The following is a 17,794-nucleotide window of genomic DNA, read 5'->3' as shown; positions in this document are numbered from 1 at the left end:
AGCTATGCTGCCATGGCCATCTACGCGATATCTGCGCGAGGTAAACGTTTACAAATAGAATTAGTGGCTAAATTAGCACGAAACTGGTTATGGCTACGTGACAAAATATCCATAAGCTTACCAATTAGTACCAATGATGATCAAAAATTGGATCAACATGATTGGCAACTTTTATCTGGCTTTGCATTTGCACATCGCCCATACGATGCCAGCTATCCAAGTCTATGTCGATTAAAACAGCAGCTCCCCGATTTGTTTGATCACCCTCTACCACCCACTGTAAAATTACTTGGATTACCAGATAATGAATGGCAAATTATTAATAAGGCACACTTAACAGGTAAGCAAACACTGATTAAACAGCTGCGAGCAGACGTTCAAATTATATTGCAATTATGTGCCATACAAACGCCATTATTTCCCTCTACACTAGACTCAGTATAAAAAATAATGAGATTGCTATTTTTGTTATCCCTACCATCGAGCCATTTCACGGCTTATCTTACGGTTATACTGTCATACTATACGGCACTTATCGCTGAAAATCGATTATCAATAATGGAAATTTCATTACCTTAATCAATAGACTATTCAATAATAAATAGAATAAATACAATAAGTTAATTTTATAACAGTCGATTTACTTTTATCTTAGGTGATGAATATAATAAACAGTTGCAAAGGCAAATGAATAAGACACTCACTTTTATCAACTTCAGTTACAGGATGCTAATTAAACATATGCAGTGTGAAAAAAATAGCTTGGATTATTTTTGGCAAGGATGTCAGCTTATTACTCAATCAGGATTAAGACGTTACGTGATTGTGCCATTACTAGCAAATATCATTATTATGTCACTTTTATTGACTTGGTTTTTTCATGAAATAAATTACTTATTGCAATGGGGGATGGAATACACACCAACGTGGTTACATTGGTTAGGCTATATAATGTCTATATTAATCATCATTGTTATTGTTATTCTATTTTGTTATTTTTTTAGTACCCTAACTAATATTATTGCTTCCCCCTTTAATAGTCTATTAGCCGAAAAAGTAGAACAGCGATTAACGCAACAACAGATATCTAACATCACTTTAGTTGCCATACTGAAAGATATTCCACGTATGATAAAACGTGAATTGCAAAAATTCATTTATTATCTGGTTCGGGCTATTCCACTCTTTTTATTACAGTTTATTCCAGCCATAGGGCATACAATTATTCCCATTGCTTGGTTTATATTTACGGCTTGGGTCATTAATATGCAATATTCGGATTATGCGTTCGATAATCATAAGATCAGTTTAAAACGTACTCGTGCGATATTGTATCAAAATAGACATCAAAGTTTAGGCTTTGGGATGATAATCAGTGTCTTTACTATGATCCCACTCATTAATTTAATTATTATGCCCATAGCGATATGCGGTGCGACAGCCATGTGGGTGGATAAATACCAATATCAAGTTGATCAATTAGAACTTGATTTTTATGACTAATTAATAAGCATAATTTTATAAGAAAATTGCACTAATGGTGTAGATAAATAGTTAAATATGGATAACTTATTAAATAATAACGATTAGTTATCCTGTTTTTTATCAGCTTTATCTTGTTGTGGACCTTTTTTCTTATCTAAATAATGCTTATAACTGATATTATTTAAATCACGGATAACATTAAGAAAAACGCCCAACAGAAAGAGTAAAATAAGCCACCAGTAATCTTTAAGCCATTCCATTATATTTATCTCCTTGTTTCAGCAATATATTTTTTAGTTTAACATTTAAATGGTTATTTAGAAAACCCGTACTAAGTATTCGAAATAAAGATAAACACTTAATCGATCTATAGCTGTATCACTTGCATAGATGTACTCTTTATAACTATTCTTACCTAGAAGAATCTAATATAACTAGCTTTTTATTCAACAGCTACTTTTAATATCATTAATGGTAACCGTTATCAATACCCAAAAAGATTATATTGATAGTTAGCTAATTTAACGTTTTCTTATTAGTTTTTTCACCTATGCGACTTATGTCACTTAATTTTAGGGTGAACCAATAGATAACTTGCGTCTATTTAAACAAAAATATTTCTCTTGAGGTTTAACTAAATAACCTATGTAAAAATACGCTTTATTCCAGAAAATGATCGATAAATTGATGTGTTATAAGAACTATTTTATTTTTCTATCCTATTGAATGGTGTACTACTCTTGGACAAGATGTCGTATACACTTAATGTATTAATGCAAATTAGCTTTTATTGAATATTTAAATTACCTACTAATAAAATCGCTATTAATTTTATTTAGTTACGTTATACTGGCTATTAAAATAAACACGATAATTTGATTAAAAAAATCGTTTCTGTCTTTATTTAACTAAATGGCGAAATATAGGAATGTAGAAAGGTAGTTTTATGTTAGTATTGTTTACTGTTAGTGCATTTATATTAGTGTTAATGGGACTAGCCGTTATTTATCGCAAGAATAAAAAGTGGAGTTTAGCGCGCAAAGTACTGATCGGGTTAGCGGTGGGTGTTGTTTTCGGCGTTGTATTACAACTTTTTTGTGGTTCTCATAAAGCGATTATTATTGAATCAATCACTTGGTTTGATATCATTGGCACGGGGTATGTCAAGTTATTGCAGATGATTGTTATGCCTCTGATATTAATTTCTATATTGAGTGCCGTCGCCAAATTACACAATGCATCGGCTTTAGGCAAAATTAGCTTTTTTACTATAGCTATTTTATTGGTGACCACATTCATTGCCGCTATTATTGGTATATCGGTGACATTGCTATTTGGCTTAACGGCAGAAGGATTAACCTCAGGTGCGCAAGAAGCGGCGAGGTTGGCTACTATCGAAGGAAACCATGTTAAGTCATTACAAGGGTTAACAATACCACAAATTTTCCTCTCTTTTATCCCACAAAATCCATTTCTTGATCTGACTGGGGTGAGAGCGACATCAATTATTGGTGTGGTAATTTTTGCTATATTTTTAGGACTTGCAGCCTTAAGATTGGTTCATGATGACCAAGAACGTGGGCAGAAAGTACTGAATGCGATTGATATTTTCCAAATTTGGATTATGAAATTAGTGCGTACTGTTATGCAATTAACGCCTTATGGTGTTTTTGCTTTGATGGCTAAAATGGCGGCTAGCTCTAATTTGCATGATATTATCAAACTAGGTAGTTTTTTAATTGCCTCATATATTGCGATTAGTTTAATGTTCCTTGTTCATGGTTTATTGGTTTCTATGACGGGAATATCAATATTAAGTTTTTTTAAACGGATGTTACCCCTATTAGCATTTGCTTTTACCAGTCGTTCTAGTGCCGCCTCGATACCATTAAATATTGAAACACAAACACAGCGTTTTGGTGTGCCAGATTCAATCGCTAGTTTTGCCGCCTCTTTTGGGGCGACCATTGGTCAAAATGGTTGCGCAGGTATTTATCCAGCAATGTTAGCGGTAATGGTGGCACCGACAGTTGGTATTCATATGGACTTTCACTGGTTGTCGATGTTGGCGATCGTTGTGATGATAAGTTCCATTGGCGTTGCAGGCGTGGGTGGTGGCGCTACCTTTGCCGCACTCATCGTCTTGCCGATCATGGGATTACCGATCGAATTAATTGCCTTACTGATCACTTTAGAACCATTGATTGATATGGGTAGAACGGCATTAAATGTGAGTGGAGCAGCGACGGCGGGTATTATAACCAGTAAAATATTGGGTGAAACCAGACCAATGAATATTGAAAAAGATTAACAAGGTTAGTTGAATGAACAAAAACCACGTATTCAATACGTGGTTTTTTTTATTTATTGAGACTAATGAACGGCTAAATCGAGCTTAACTTATTGTGCTTTAATCAAAAAGTTTCTCTAAAATACGTTGATAAATTTGTTTTAGAACAATCAGATCTTGCACGGCAACCTGTTCATTCACTTTATGGATAGTACTATTTGTTACGCCAAGTTCAATAACTTGGCAGCCAATCTGAGCAATAAAGCGTCCATCTGAGGTCCCGCCACTGGTAGACAGTTTAGTGGTTAAGCCTGTATATTCGTTGATAGCCTGACTGGCAATTTGCGTTAACGTACCTTGTGATGTGAGAAAAGGTTTCCCTGATAAACGCCAATTTAAAGAATAATTAAGCTGGTGTTTGGTTAAGATCGCATCTACGCGTTGCTTAATGATGTCATCGGTCAGCTCACTGCTATAACGAAAATTAAATTGTATCTGTAAATCTGCTGGAATAACGTTCTCTGCTCCAGCGCCGCCATGGATATTAGCGATTTGCATTGTTGTTTTTGGGAAGTAATCATTACCGTTGTCCCATTCTGTGGTAATTAATTCATACAATGCCGGCGCGAAACGGTGAATAGGATTATCGGCGAGATCGGGATATGCGACATGGCCTTGTACACCATGAATCACTAAATTACCCGTTAAAGAGCCACGGCGACCATTTTTTATTTGATCGCCTAATAATTTATCGCTTGATGGCTCCCCAACAATACAGTAATCGACGCGCTCATGGCGAGCCATTAATTTTTCCACGACTTTAACTGTTCCATCTGTAGCTGAGGCTTCTTCATCGGAAGTAAGTAAAAAACCAATACGACCCCGATGATGAGGATGTTGTTTAATATAGTCTTCAGCAGCACAAACCATAGCCGCAACCCCCCCTTTCATATCCGCGACACCGCGACCATATAAAATACCCTGCTCGTCGATCGTTGGTGTAAAGGGAGGATAATACCATTGCTCTTCATCACCAGCGGGCACTACATCAGTATGACCTGCAAAAATAAAGGTTTCATCGTTAACGTCACCATGATAAGCCCAAAGATTTTTAGTTTGTCCAATATCTATATTCTCAAACGTAAAACCTAATGGTGCTAAGCGCTCCATAATCAGTGCTTGGCATCCTTGATCATCAGGGCTAATTGATTTACGTGTAATTAATTGCTGGGTTAATTCAATAACAGGTTGGCTTTTCATAATGGGTTAACCTCAATAAATTGTTGATAGTGTTCTGGGTTAAATCCTAATAAGATACGATTACGATTAATTAAAATAGGTCTTTTTATGATCGAGGGATAGGCTAACATTAATTTAGTCGCCGTTATATTATCAACAATACTGTTTTTAGTGGTTTCATCTAATTTACGCCATGTAGTACCACGAGTATTGATTAATGATTGCCAATCGGTTAGCTTTAGAAACTGTTGTAATAGATCATCGCTTATGCCATCAATTTTATAGTTATGAAAGTGATAATTAATCTGTTGCTCATCTAACCATTTGAAGGCTTTTTTCATGGTATCGCAATTTTTAATTCCGTAGATTGTGTACATCATTGGCTTCCTCTAAAGATAGTCTAGTTTGTGTCGTTGTTATTAGATTTTTATTCACTATTGATGGACGATATTAACGTGTATATTGCTGTAATTGGTTCGCAAATCGTTCCCGATCTTTAGCGCTCATGGCTGATGGACCGTCGCTTTGTATCCCACTAGCACGTAATGTTTCCATAAAATCACGCATAATTAAGCGTTGTTTGATAGTATCAAGATCAAAACTCTCGCCGCGGGGGGTAATAACATTAGCATGTTTATTTAATACTTCATTGGCTAAAGGGATATCGGCAGTAATAACCAGATCACCTGCGTTAATTAATTCAACAATAGTCTTATCTGCTTGGTCAATGCCTTTAGCCACCCGAATAAAGCGTAGGTAATTTGATCGAGGTAAAGATAATAATTGATTGGCGACAAAGGTTGTAATGATCTGTTTACGTTCAGCTGCTTTATAAATGATAGCTTTAATCATATTAGGACACGCATCGGCATCTACCCATATTTGCATAATTGTGACTCGTTGATATTGATTTCTCTTAAACTATAACAGAAATCCCCGATTTTGTATCGGTTAATGAATACATAAGTGCATTTTTTATTGTATACTCTCTAATCAATAGAAGTAATAATGAACAAAAGGCAAGATTGATATATTCGCAATTTTAGATATTAATGAAACAAAAATTCTACAATGGGAGATGGGCATGGTAAAACTATCTGGCGCAGAGATGGTGGTTCAATCCCTGATTGATCAGGGCGTAAAACAAATTTTTGGTTATCCAGGGGGGAGTGTTCTCGATATTTATGATGCCTTACATACGTTAGGCGGGATTGAACATATTTTAGTCCGGCATGAGCAGGCTGCTGTGCATATGGCTGATGGTTATGCGCGATCGACAGGTGATGTGGGTGTGGTTTTAGTTACCTCTGGACCGGGTGCGACTAACACTATCACAGGTATTGCGACAGCATATATGGACTCGGTACCGTTGGTTATTTTGTCAGGACAAGTGGCCAATAATTTGATCGGTAATGATGCGTTTCAAGAATGTGATATGATTGGAATCACGCGACCGGTGGTAAAACACAGTTTTTTAGTGAAAAATACACAAGATATCCCGCAAGCGATTAGAAAAGCCTTTTATATTGCCGCCTCGGGTCGACCAGGTCCCGTCGTGATTGATTTACCCAAAGATATACTTAACCCGGCGTTAAAATATAATTACCACTATCCAAATAGTATTGAACTCCGCTCCTACAATCCAACGGTAGAAGGGCATAAAGGGCAAATTAAACGAGCGCTACAGGTCTTCTTAAAAGCCAAAAAACCAGTATTATACATTGGCGGGGGGATAATTTGTGCCAATGCTAGCGATGAATTAAAAGCATTTGCCGAAAAAACCAATGTACCGGTAGCCAGTTCATTAATGGGTTTAAGCGCATTTCCGAGTACTCATAAACAATTTCTTGGTATGTTAGGCATGCATGGCGTTTATGAAGCGAATATGGCAATGCATAATGCCGATGTGATTTTCGCTATTGGGGTTAGATTTGATGATCGCACCACCAACAATTTAGCTAAGTACTGTCCAAGCGCCAAAATTATTCAAATCGATATAGATCCAACCTCCATTTCTAAAACCGTAATAGCCAATATCCCTATTGTTGGGGATGCAAAACATGTACTGGCTACCCTATTAACCCAATTAAACCATGAACAAGAAAGCCGTGATTTAGATGCGTTAGTGGATTGGTGGAAACAAATTGAACATTGGCGACAACGCCACTGTCTAGCTTTTACTAAACAGCGAGAAAATGAACGAATTAAGCCGCAAGAGGTGATTGAAGTCCTATATCGCTTAACATCGGGTAACGCGTTGATTGCAACTGATGTTGGTCAACATCAAATGTTTACCGCACTGTACTATCCCTTTGATAAACCAAGACAATTTATCACCTCGGGTGGATTAGGGACAATGGGATTTGGTTTACCTGCGGCATTAGGCGTTAAACTTGCTCATCCTGATCAAACTGTCGTATGTATTACGGGTGACGGCAGTATCCAAATGAATATTCAAGAATTATCTACCGCCTTACAATATGGTTTACCGATTTTAATCTTAAATCTTAATAACCGTTTTTTAGGAATGGTTAAACAATGGCAGGATATGATTTATTCTGGACGTCACTCCAGTTCGTATATGGAGTCCCTGCCAAACTTTGCGCAAATAGCGGAAGCTTATGGGCATGTAGGGATTTCGATTACCAAGCCAGAAGAACTTGAATCAAAATTACAACAAGCATTAGCTATCAAAAATCGCTTAGTCTTTGTGGATGTGATGACCGATGCAACGGAGCATGTCTATCCAATGCAAGTTAGAGGTGGTTCAATGAGTGAAATGTGGTTAAGTAAGACGGAGCGAACATAATATGAATTACATTTTATCGATATTAATTGAAAATGAAGCGGGGGCATTGTCTCGAGTGGTGGGTTTATTTTCACAACGAGGGTTTAATATTGAATCTTTAACCGTTGCGACCACCGAAGATCCCACCATGTCACGGTTGACGATTAAAACATCGGGTGATGCGCATGTCTTAGAACAGATTCAAAAGCAATTACACAAATTGATTGATGTCTTTCGCGTCACTGATTTAACTGATGGTCCACATGTAGAACGGGAAATTATGTTAGTTAAAGTAGCGGCGAAAACAGCGACCGCCCGAGACGAAGTTCAACGCTGTGCTGATATATTTCGTGGTGCAATTATTGATGTAACCGGCAGACATTTTATTGTTCAGCTGGTTGGGACAAGTGCTAAATTAGAATCTTTTCTCGCTGCTATTCGTGATACTTGCGTTATTATTGAATTAGTACGTTCAGGGATTATTGGTTTATCGCGTAGCGATAAAGCGATAAAACAGTGAAATTAATAGTAATAAATCAATTCATTATAATAAAAAGTGATATTTGTTAATTATAGCGAAGATCTTAAAAATAAGATCTTCACTATTTTAATTTATATAACCGGTTATTGTTACCCATAGTCCAATTCGTAGAGAAAATTACCCGAACGACAATTAACCCACGTATTACGCCACACATTCGTCAGCCATTTCATGATGAACGGCGGAAACATTTTAGTTTTACAAAAAATACTCGGCCACACCGGTATCAAAATAACCACGAGATATGCCCCTTTGCTTCAGATCACTTTGAAGATGTGGTAAGGTTTAATCCGTTGGATTATTAAAAAGGTTATTAATCATGCTTAAGCAAGAATTACTCGAAGTATTAAATAAATATATTTCTAATAAAAAATCCGAATACAAAGACAACACGCTCGCAAAGCTAATTAGAAAGGATTTACCTAAAACTTTAGAGGCTATATTAAATAATGGAAAAATTAAAGTAAAAGGTTCTTGTGGTCAAGGGCAGTGGGCTGAAATTCCTTGGATAGCATTTTTACACTCAGAAATTACAAAATCTACTCAAGACGGTTGTTTTGTTGTGTATTTATTTAAAGCAAACATGGAAGGTGTGTATATTTCTTTAAATCAAGGGTGGCAATTTTTTGACGATGAATATGGACGAAAAGAAGGCTTAATACAAATAGTTAATAAAGCAAAACAATATAAAAAAAATATAGATAGTAATTTGGGTAATAAGTTTATTCTTGAGCGGGGGTTTGATCTTTCATCTATTTCCTTGGGAATTGCAAAAGATAGCTCCTTACCTAAAGGATATGAATTAGGTCATATTTGTGGTAAATATTATTCAATAGAAGATTTTAATGCTATGGATAATGATCAAATAATTAACGATCTAAAAAAATTAATTGATATATATTCTACATGTGTCGATAAGGGTATTTTTGTATATTCTTCAATCGATACTCTAACATCAGATATTAATGCAATTGAAAATGATGATTCTTTAAATAAAACAACTAAAAATCAATTAATTGAGTCTAGATTAGGGCAGGGTAAATTTAGGGAAAAATTAATTTGTATATACCCGGAATGCCCAGTGACAGGAGTTAAGTTGGGAGCTTTATTAAGAGCCAGTCATATAAAACCTTGGCGAGCATGTAGTAATGATGAGCGATTAGATCCTAATAATGGTTTTATGCTAGCTGCCCATGTCGACGCATTGTTTGATAAGGGGTATCTTAGTTTTGAGGATGATGGAAGTCTATTAATTAGTCGTCTTTGTTTGAATGATATTGATAAATTGTATGTTGATAAAAATACAAAAATTAAAATTAATGAAAAGACTAAAAAATACCTTCAATGGCATAGAGAAAATATTTTTATTAGATAATTAGATGGCGGTTAACCATATCCTTATATAGCTAAATGTGTTTATATGAGTATTGTTAACCGCTTGGTTTAATTATAATTTATTGATTTTAAATGCTACTTTAAATAACTTATAATAGATTATCAATTATCTTGTAATGGATAAAGGAAAAATAAGTTGATTTGTAATAAGGTAACTATCAAATAATGTTTTTATTACACGATCAATTACTGCTATATAAAACAAATTACGCCAAATCAACTAATGCATTTTTTAATATGGTAAAAAACTCTTGGCCACTACGGTCACAATACCAATGCGATTGCTGGTAATTAAAGTGATAACCTTGTCGACGTGTTGCCATCCAGATTTGGCGTAGCGGTTCTTGCTTATTAATGATAATTTTATGTCGATTTTCTAAGGTGATCGTCATTACATTACCATGGATTTCATAGTCGATGTCAGAATCATTTAGCACCATATCTTGATCAATAAATTGTTCAATATCATGCATAATTTGCTCGCTGAGTTGTTGAAATTGTTTACTATCCATATGTTATGTTCCTATCAATCATGCCATCACGGGGATTGGCTATGTTAATTACTATACAATATTTCTATTTTTTATTTCTGTTATTATCAATACTAAGCATGATTAACAAAAATAATTAGTTCGCCTTGTTCAAATTTAACGTCGACTGTATTCCTATTCGCCTGATTTCTAATACTAGTTAAACCACCTAAACATAGCGTTGCATTGGCAAGCGGGTATAAAAATCCCGTTAAGGTGACGCCATAAGCAGTAGGGAATGGCATGATAGAAATAATTTTTCCTTTTACATGTTTTAGCTGTGTACAAGGTTTCGCGTAGAAAAAATAGCTATGGTTATCGTAAAAGCATAGATTGAGTTGTTTGCTATAAGCCAAACCAACAGAAAGGTTTCCTAAAAAATGATCGCTGGCTCGGCCCGATACACCATATATATCAATATCTGTCACCTGCTTTTGTATTAGAAAACGTAATGCCTTTTCAAAATCAGTAAAGTTTTGATCAGGGGTGTGGATAATCTGTGTGACGGCGGTATTCGGTAAGCTATTTATACTATCTAAATCGCCAATTATATAGTCAATATTAATGTGATGATGTTGAAGATACGCATAAGCCCCATCCGTACAAGCAATAATGGCATAATCTGATAAATTGGTGGGTAATGCAGTAGGTGGCTCGCCATTTAGAAATAGTAACGCTTTATGCATAATCATTCACTTTTTGATGTCAAAAATAAGGTATTTGCCATAATCAATGCGTCTTCTCTTTGACCATCTTTAGTTGGATAGTAATTTTCTCTAACTGAGAATTGGTTAAATCCAAGCTGCTCATATAACCGAATTGCCGCCTGATTAGAGGCTCTTACTTCTAGCCAGATGGTTGAGATATGACGTATGGATAACTGTTCGAGTGCATAACTAAGTAATTTTTTTGCCAATCCTTGCCGTTGAAATTTAGGATGAATAGCCAAATTGAATAGCGATGCTTCATCCAATACAATTTGAATAATACAGTAGCCAACAATTTGATCGTTCTGACTAATTTTATAGTTAAGATAGCGAGAACCTTGATTCGATAAAAAGGTTTTTTCGCTCCATGGATGTGTATGACATACTTTTTCAATGGCATAGGCCAAAGCAAAATCTTGTGATTTAAGTTCGGAAATAGTGTTCATATTGACATAATTGTTGCCATAATTGGCGTTTATCAGTAGCTGAGTGTATTATGCTCTTAAGTGACGGGGTTTGAATTAAATCTGTTGCTATTAGATTAATTCCTGTTAGTTCATCATCGCCAATTAACCAAATAAGGCAATTTAATTGCGCAGGTAACAGTGAGGCTTGATCAGGTTTAATAAACAGTAATGCAGAATTCTTTAAATTCATCACGTGTAGAATATCACTAAAGAAAGGTTCTGGCAGTGGGCTTTCGTCGGGTTTTATAATAATTAAACGCGTAGCCTCTGTCATTGCTAGTGTACTTTCCTTATTTAATAGCATCGGTTGTCGTAATTTATATTGTGTGATACCCAATTGATCTAGATACCAATCTCGCCGATTTGATTGTGAAGTTGTTAGCATATTCATAGCGTTCAATTGTATAATTAGCCGCATTATTTATAAAGCAAAATTTAGGAATTAATTTAGCATGAGTAGCATAAATACGCCAGCAAGCGAAACACTAGCTCGACATATTGATATGTTTAGTGAGCGTCGTGTACTAATTGCCGGCGATATTCAAGATGATTTTCCCGTCAATCTAACGGCACAGCAAGTAAATATACATTGCCATATGTACCACCATTATCGTCGATTAGTTAAACTGTCTAAAGGTCGCGTTGAATTTAGTTTAGTACCTAGCCCAGAACTATTTAAGCATATTGATACGTTAGTCTATTATTGGCCTAAAACTAAATTAGAGGCCCAATTTCAGCTATCTGCCTTATTAAGTCAATTAACATTAGGCGCGGATATTTTTATTGTGGGTGAAAATCGTTCAGGCGTTCGGAGTGTCGAAAATTTCTTGGACTCTTTTGGTCATATCAATAAAATTGATAGTGCCAGACGGTGCAGCCTTTACCATTTTCAAGCGGAAACTCAATTAACTTTTGATTTAGATAAGTGGTGGCAATCGTACTCATTGCCTAATGGTATAGCGGTTAGTGCTTTACCTGGCGTCTTTAGTGCTTCTCATCTGGATCTGGGGAGCGAATTGTTATTGGAAGCTTTACTTGCCAACCCAGAGTTAGTCACAGGTCGTGTGCTAGATCTCGGTTGCGGGGCGGGGGTATTATCTGCGGTAATTGGTCAAAAAAAACCAGCAATTAATCTCAATTTAACCGATGTTAATGCAGCCGCGCTGGCAGCAAGCAACGCAACGTTGATTAAAAATAATTTAAAAGGGCGCGTTTTTGCCAGTGATGTTTTTTCTGATAGTGATGGAAAATATGATCTGATTATTTCCAATCCACCTTTCCATGATGGTAAAGAAACAAATTACGCTGCCGCACAAACTTTAATTAGTGAGGCTAAAAAACATCTTAATCCAACAGGATCGTTATGTATTGTTGCTAACTCTTTTTTACCTTATGCTGAATGGTTGGGCAAGGCTTTTACTCATCATCAACTCTTATTAAAAACAAATAAATTTAAAGTGTATTTAGCAAACTAATTTTAATCTATCAGCAATCGTTTAATTAATCGATTGTATTTATCTGATTTTTACGTTATGATAAATTTCTAGCGGTTAATGTCATGAACCATTGCTGATATATTTTTGATATAAAGTAATCATAACCTATTTTTATCTTGCATTCTTTTCGAGTATCTATATTAGTTTATTGATATTTGAAATTTATCTCACAAAAGATCAGTTGAAGATTATCTATTATTTTTCAATAAATTAAGAACTTATTGTTAAATAGGTTGTCTACTACTATCCTAGTATCTGAGTTAATTTTTTCTATATTCATAGAAGGAAATTTTTATACTAATCAAGATAAATAGTGTAATCATTTTTAATCAGATGGGATATGTAATAAAATTGTTTTAATTGTATGATTTAGTATAAAAGCGCATAATTTAGTGATAAAATATTGATTTATATAGAGTTAATCTGTATTTTAACGATGCTCATCATTTTAAACGTCAGGATGACGTTCCGCTGAGTAAAGGGAAGTACAAACTTGTTTTGTATTAGAAACAAACATTATTTCTAAATGAAATAAAATTAATAAAACTTAAAAAATAGATAAGGGAGGGATTGATGAAAACTCCACATAAAAATCTTATTCAAATGCTTAAAGCGAAAAAAAGAATCAAAAATAATATGGGTTCTAGCGCGACGAAATCTATTACAGATACTCAGAGATAAGTCGTTTTAAGTATTACTATGAATGATAAAAAAGACCTACTAATCGATACAATTAGTAGGTCTTTTTTTATGATAATGGGAATGAAAGCATGTAAGTGTAAGGGATAAAATTACTAGTAAAACACTTTTCAGCATCAATAAAAATAGGCAGTTTTATGATCATTGCTAACCCGTTTAATCTGTTAGTGAAGCGTATGGATTTGTTTAACGATATTTCAGTAACTGCTCTAATACGTTGAATATATCGAACTTTATTGGCCGTTTTTTCCGCATTACATGCCTAGTTGAATATTACTAAAACAATATCAACCATTGTTTTACCCAACGAAGCAATTTATAGCGATATATTTTGTTTACTCTTTTAGGGAGAAAGGATTTTTTAGTCTACAACTGTATTTATTTGTCTTAAAAATAGCATAACCTTATTGGTTTAATCATTGGTCAGAGAGTAATACTTTATTATTGCTTAATGGAGTATAAATAAAAGGCACAATGACATAAGCATTGTGCCGTGTCGTCTCTTTAATATACTTTAAATAAATCGATTAGATCGCATTAAACATTAAATAAGAAATTCATAATATCGCCATCTTTAACGATATATTCTTTTCCTTCTGAACGCATTTTACCCGCTTCTTTGGCCCCTTGTTCTCCGCCATACTGGATAAAATCCTCAAACGCAATAGTTTGGGCACGGATAAAGCCTTTTTCGAAATCCGTATGGATTTTGCCTGCGGCTTGTGGCGCTGTATCGCCCACAGAAATAGTCCAGGCTCTAACTTCTTTTACACCCGCAGTAAAATAGGTTTGTAAATTAAGTAACTTATAACCAGCTCGTATAACGCGATTAAGACCAGGTTCATCAATACCTAATTCGGCCATAAATTCATCACGATCAGCATCATCAAGTTCAGCTATATCGGCCTCAATCGCTGCACATACAGGTACAACCACCGCGCCTTCTTTCTCAGCAATCGCTTTAACTTGATCAAGATAAGGATTATTTTCAAAACCATCTTCATTCACATTAGCAATATACATGGTTGGTTTTAAAGTTAAAAAGCTTAGATATTTGATTGCGGCTAATTCTTCTTTATCTAGATCAAGTGCACGCAACATATGCGCATTTTCTAAATGAGGTAAGCATTTTTCCAATACAGATAACTCAAATTTCGCATCTTTATCGCCACCTTTTGCTTTTTTCTGTACACGATGAATTGCTCGTTCGCAGGTATCTAAATCAGCAAGGGCTAATTCAGTATTAATAATATCAATATCTTCTGCGGGATTAATTTGTCCCGCAACATGAATGATATTATCGTTTTCAAAGCAGCGAACAACATGACCTATAGCTTCAGTTTCACGAATATTTGATAAAAACTGATTACCAAGACCTTCACCTTTAGAGGCCCCTTTGACTAAGCCCGCAATATCTACAAACTCCATCGTGGTTGGTAAAGTACGTTGCGGATTGACAATTTTAGCAAGTTGATCAAGACGTGGATCTGGCATAGGAACAACGCCAGTATTTGGCTCTATAGTACAAAACGGGAAATTTGCCGCTTCGATGCCTGCTTTAGTTAATGCATTAAACAGCGTTGATTTACCAACATTAGGTAAGCCAACAATCCCACATTTAAATCCCATAAAATACCCTTTATAAATATGTTCAACAATTAGAATTAGCGCAACATTATATACTATTTAAAATAAATTTGCGGATGAAAAAACCGAAACACGCAATGATTTTGATCACCGACAGCGGTTTAAAGCAAACTATCTATCATTCATTGAATTGATTCAGTATGTCAATTCGGCGATTTTTTATGGCAACACGTTATTATTGATAGGGTAAAATATGGCATAAATTAGTTATTTTCAGGAAATAGCAAACCGTCATTAGTCCAATAATTAGCGGACATTTTATTTAAAATTAGCAAGCGCACAATTTAAACCACTATCGGTTCGTAAAGTATATAAATGATAAAGTTATACAGAGCCGCACTCATTTAGCTTTCTGCTATAATTTAACATCAGTAATTTTTAGCTAATACTATTAGAAAATAGGGGTTAGAATATGTTCAATTTTAGCGATAATTTTATATTCTAAAGGTTGATTGATATCAATAAAATGATCCCGATAATGCGGACTGTCACTATAAAGCCAATAGCCATTTTTAATCGGATCATATTGAATGCGTTTGGTTAAGAGATTGCCATGCAGACAGATAATAAAAATGCCTTCTAACACACCATGCCAACCTTGTGGTTTAATATTAATTAAAGAAATATCCCCCTTTTTAGCGACTTGTGTTAAATTTTCACTTTTAATACAGGTAAATGCAAGATTCGCATTTTGCAGTCCCTCCTTAAGGATCCATCTTCGACTTAGCATCCAGTGACTTTTAGGGATATATTGTACTTGCTCTTGCGCAAGCGAGTAAAAATTCACTTCGTTAATGACGATTTGGTCAAAAGATGGGGTTGGGGGATGTGTCATAGGTTTTTCGGGTGACGTAGTTAACAAATTATTATCAGGCTTACCTGTAGCGAGCCAAGATAACGATACTTTCCCCACTTCACAGATGACTAATAAATTTTGCAATGTAGGCTCAGAATCACCACGAATATACTTTCGAATTGCACTTTCAGATAAATTACATTGCTGAGCAAAAGATGTCATAGAGCATTGACCAATGACTGACTTTAGCCTTTGTGCAAATGTCGTTGCTTCTTCGGTGAAAATTACTTTATGATTGCTAATAGAATCTTCGTTAGTTTTTGGTATATCTGGTATATCATGTGTTCTACCCTGTTTTCCACTCACAAAAATATCCTTATTTTTACCGTTTTAAAATGATGAATGAAAGATATATTAAACCAATTAATCATTTTTTAATAAATTTTTAGCTAATTATAGCATTAGATTAACCCAAAAATTAATGAGATGATCGCATAATATATAGTAAAAATAAAGTGTAATTAAACTATGCAATTTTTTATAAGTTAAAACAAAACTTAATTTAAATTCTATTAATGCATTTTTCATGCATAAATAAATGATGAAATTGGCGATTTACTTTTTTACTTTTGTTTTGTATTATCGGTAAAAAAGTAAGTTGATGGTACTATTTAATTCGATTAATTATAAGGATTTAAAAATGATAAATTATGAAAAAGGTCAAGATTGGCATCGAGCTGATATTCGTGCCGAATTAGAAAAACGTGGGACAAGTTTAAGAAAATTATCTAGAGAAGCGGGGCTATCTGAAAATACGTTAAGAAATGCACTTGATCGTAAGTGGCCAAAGGGAGAAAAAATTATTTCTGAGGCCATTGGCGTGACACCAGAAACGATTTGGCCAAGCCGTTATAAAAAATAAATCCAATAATTTTTTCTTAGAAAAAGAGTAACGTTTTTAAAATCAATTTGAAAGATATTTGCTGAATTTAGGTATAAATATTGTCAGCGGTATATAATATCCTTTTTTGTATATCGCTTTTCTTATCATTGCTTTATTCATGTCAATGCGGCCTCACGCAATAGAGTATAGCGCTATCATGATCTTCTGATTAATATTATCGTGTTTTTGATTAATATAAATTGCGGGGAAGTGTATAATTCTCGTCCTTATTGTAAAATTAGCGTTAAGTTAACTGCCTTAATATTGTAAAATTTTTAATCAATTTCTTTACTATAGTAATGAAATTGATTGTTTATTATTAATAAAAAGATAATGTTTATATTAATCATAGCTAATGCTTTTTTATTTTCTATTTACACTTATTTACATAAACAGAACCTAATCTTTAATTTTAAATGCATTTCAACGTGATGAATAACAGCTAATATACTATTCAATTATACTTATTTCTGATATATGAAGTAATTAACATACTTAATCGGGGTATAACAGATGGATAATGAAAAAAAACGCCAGCGGATAGCGGCATTAAGCCCACTTCAATATGAGGTGACACAACAAAATGCTACGGAAGCGCCTTTTCATAATGAGTATTATGATCATCAGGCTGAAGGTATTTATGTGGATATTGTGTCTGGTGAAGTATTATTTAGTTCTAAAGATAAGTTTGATTCAGGGTGTGGCTGGCCTAGTTTTAGTCAACCAATCACGGCCAGTTCACTTTTAGAAAAACCAGATTATAGTCATGGT

18 protein-coding genes and 2 pseudogenes are annotated in these 17,794 nt (G+C 34.6%); 10 read left to right on the top strand and 10 right to left on the bottom strand.

Features of this window, described 5'->3' with window-relative positions:
• Both O970_RS02145 and cysZ read left to right on the top strand, forming a co-directional pair.
• Positions 1-444: tRNA-binding protein (locus O970_RS02145; RefSeq protein WP_024495543.1), on the top strand; the 444-nt coding region annotated here is incomplete at its 5' end.
• A gap of 297 nt (positions 445-741) precedes the next feature.
• Entirely contained in the window at positions 742-1,503 is a 762-nt protein-coding gene (gene cysZ, locus O970_RS02140; RefSeq protein WP_036562338.1) for a sulfate transporter CysZ, read from the top strand.
• A gap of 83 nt (positions 1,504-1,586) precedes the next feature.
• Here the strand turns inward: cysZ and O970_RS02135 are convergent, their stop codons facing one another.
• The gene (locus O970_RS02135) at positions 1,587-1,745 is read right to left on the bottom strand and encodes a YpfN family protein (RefSeq protein ID WP_081685236.1); all 159 of its coding nucleotides are present in this window, start codon (positions 1,743-1,745) and stop codon (positions 1,587-1,589) included.
• Between the two features lie 728 nt (positions 1,746-2,473).
• Between O970_RS02135 and O970_RS02130 the strand changes: the two genes are divergently transcribed.
• Positions 2,474-3,796, top strand: a complete 1,323-nt coding sequence (locus O970_RS02130) for an L-cystine transporter (protein ID WP_420885464.1) — start codon at positions 2,474-2,476, stop codon at positions 3,794-3,796.
• Between the two features lie 99 nt (positions 3,797-3,895).
• Here the strand turns inward: O970_RS02130 and dapE are convergent, their stop codons facing one another.
• The 3 genes from dapE to O970_RS02115 form a co-directional block, all read right to left on the bottom strand.
• Complete coding sequence (gene dapE / locus O970_RS02125) at positions 3,896-5,035, bottom strand: succinyl-diaminopimelate desuccinylase (RefSeq protein ID WP_024495540.1); 1,140 nt, start codon at positions 5,033-5,035, stop codon at positions 3,896-3,898.
• Positions 5,032-5,391, bottom strand: coding sequence for an ArsC family reductase (locus O970_RS02120; protein ID WP_105291828.1), 360 nt, complete (start codon positions 5,389-5,391; stop codon positions 5,032-5,034). Before O970_RS02120 ends, dapE begins: the two co-directional genes overlap by 4 nt.
• A 73-nt stretch (positions 5,392-5,464) precedes the next feature.
• The gene (locus O970_RS02115) at positions 5,465-5,902 is read right to left on the bottom strand and encodes a YaiI/YqxD family protein (protein WP_024495538.1); all 438 of its coding nucleotides are present in this window, start codon (positions 5,900-5,902) and stop codon (positions 5,465-5,467) included.
• Positions 5,903-6,098: 196 nt separating this feature from the next.
• On the opposite strand from O970_RS02115, the gene ilvI reads away from it, so the two are divergent.
• The 4 genes and pseudogenes from ilvI to O970_RS10050 all read left to right on the top strand — a co-directional run bounded on the left by ilvI (position 6,099) and on the right by O970_RS10050 (position 9,718).
• Positions 6,099-7,823, top strand: a complete 1,725-nt coding sequence (gene ilvI / locus O970_RS02110; protein ID WP_024495537.1) for an acetolactate synthase 3 large subunit — start codon at positions 6,099-6,101, stop codon at positions 7,821-7,823.
• A 1-nt stretch (position 7,824) separates the two neighbouring features.
• Positions 7,825-8,322 carry an acetolactate synthase small subunit gene (ilvN, locus tag O970_RS02105; protein ID WP_024495536.1) on the top strand — a complete coding sequence of 166 codons (498 nt, stop codon included), beginning with the start codon at positions 7,825-7,827 and terminating at the stop codon, positions 8,320-8,322.
• A 135-nt stretch (positions 8,323-8,457) separates the two neighbouring features.
• Positions 8,458-8,648: pseudogene (locus O970_RS10225) on the top strand (tyrosine-type recombinase/integrase); the annotation flags it as partial.
• Between the two features lie 14 nt (positions 8,649-8,662).
• A complete protein-coding gene (locus O970_RS10050; RefSeq protein WP_024495535.1) occupies positions 8,663-9,718 on the top strand; it encodes an MrcB family domain-containing protein in 1,056 nt (351 codons plus the stop codon).
• Between the two features lie 226 nt (positions 9,719-9,944).
• Here the strand turns inward: O970_RS10050 and cyaY are convergent, their stop codons facing one another.
• From cyaY to O970_RS02075, 4 genes are all read right to left on the bottom strand, one after another.
• Complete coding sequence (cyaY, locus tag O970_RS02090) at positions 9,945-10,250, bottom strand: iron donor protein CyaY (RefSeq protein ID WP_024495534.1); 306 nt, start codon at positions 10,248-10,250, stop codon at positions 9,945-9,947.
• Positions 10,251-10,342: 92 nt separating this feature from the next.
• Entirely contained in the window at positions 10,343-10,954 is a 612-nt protein-coding gene (locus tag O970_RS02085) for a thiamine diphosphokinase (protein ID WP_051318577.1), read from the bottom strand.
• A gap of 2 nt (positions 10,955-10,956) precedes the next feature.
• The gene (gene rimI, locus O970_RS02080) at positions 10,957-11,421 is read right to left on the bottom strand and encodes a ribosomal protein S18-alanine N-acetyltransferase (RefSeq protein ID WP_024495532.1); all 465 of its coding nucleotides are present in this window, start codon (positions 11,419-11,421) and stop codon (positions 10,957-10,959) included.
• Positions 11,399-11,827, bottom strand: coding sequence for a DNA polymerase III subunit psi (locus O970_RS02075; protein WP_024495531.1), 429 nt, complete (start codon positions 11,825-11,827; stop codon positions 11,399-11,401). The genes rimI and O970_RS02075 overlap by 23 nt, the downstream gene beginning before the upstream one ends.
• A 67-nt stretch (positions 11,828-11,894) precedes the next feature.
• Here O970_RS02075 and rsmC point away from each other — a divergent pair, with 67 nt between their 5' ends.
• Positions 11,895-12,917 (top strand): 16S rRNA (guanine(1207)-N(2))-methyltransferase RsmC, encoded by a 1,023-nt coding sequence (gene rsmC / locus O970_RS02070; protein ID WP_024495530.1) that lies wholly within the window; start codon positions 11,895-11,897, stop codon positions 12,915-12,917.
• 1,257 nt (positions 12,918-14,174) lie between these two features.
• Here rsmC and ychF read toward each other — a convergent pair.
• On the bottom strand, positions 14,175-15,266 hold the full coding sequence (gene ychF, locus O970_RS02065; protein ID WP_024495529.1) for a redox-regulated ATPase YchF: 1,092 nt from the start codon (positions 15,264-15,266) through the stop codon (positions 14,175-14,177).
• 409 nt (positions 15,267-15,675) lie between these two features.
• Positions 15,676-16,446 (bottom strand): XRE family transcriptional regulator, encoded by a 771-nt coding sequence (locus O970_RS02060; protein ID WP_024495528.1) that lies wholly within the window; start codon positions 16,444-16,446, stop codon positions 15,676-15,678.
• 334 nt (positions 16,447-16,780) lie between these two features.
• Between O970_RS02060 and O970_RS02055 the strand changes: the two genes are divergently transcribed.
• Positions 16,781-17,002 (top strand): helix-turn-helix domain-containing protein, encoded by a 222-nt coding sequence (locus O970_RS02055; RefSeq protein WP_024495527.1) that lies wholly within the window; start codon positions 16,781-16,783, stop codon positions 17,000-17,002.
• A gap of 537 nt (positions 17,003-17,539) precedes the next feature.
• Positions 17,540-17,794: pseudogene (msrB, locus tag O970_RS02050) on the top strand (peptide-methionine (R)-S-oxide reductase); the annotation flags it as partial.

This window comes from Candidatus Schmidhempelia bombi str. Bimp (genome assembly GCF_000471645.3).
Classification (GTDB): Bacteria; Pseudomonadota; Gammaproteobacteria; order Enterobacterales; family Orbaceae; genus Utexia; species Utexia bombi.
The sequence above is the reverse complement of the archived record's forward strand: the minus strand, read 5'-3'. Positions and strand labels throughout refer to the sequence as shown.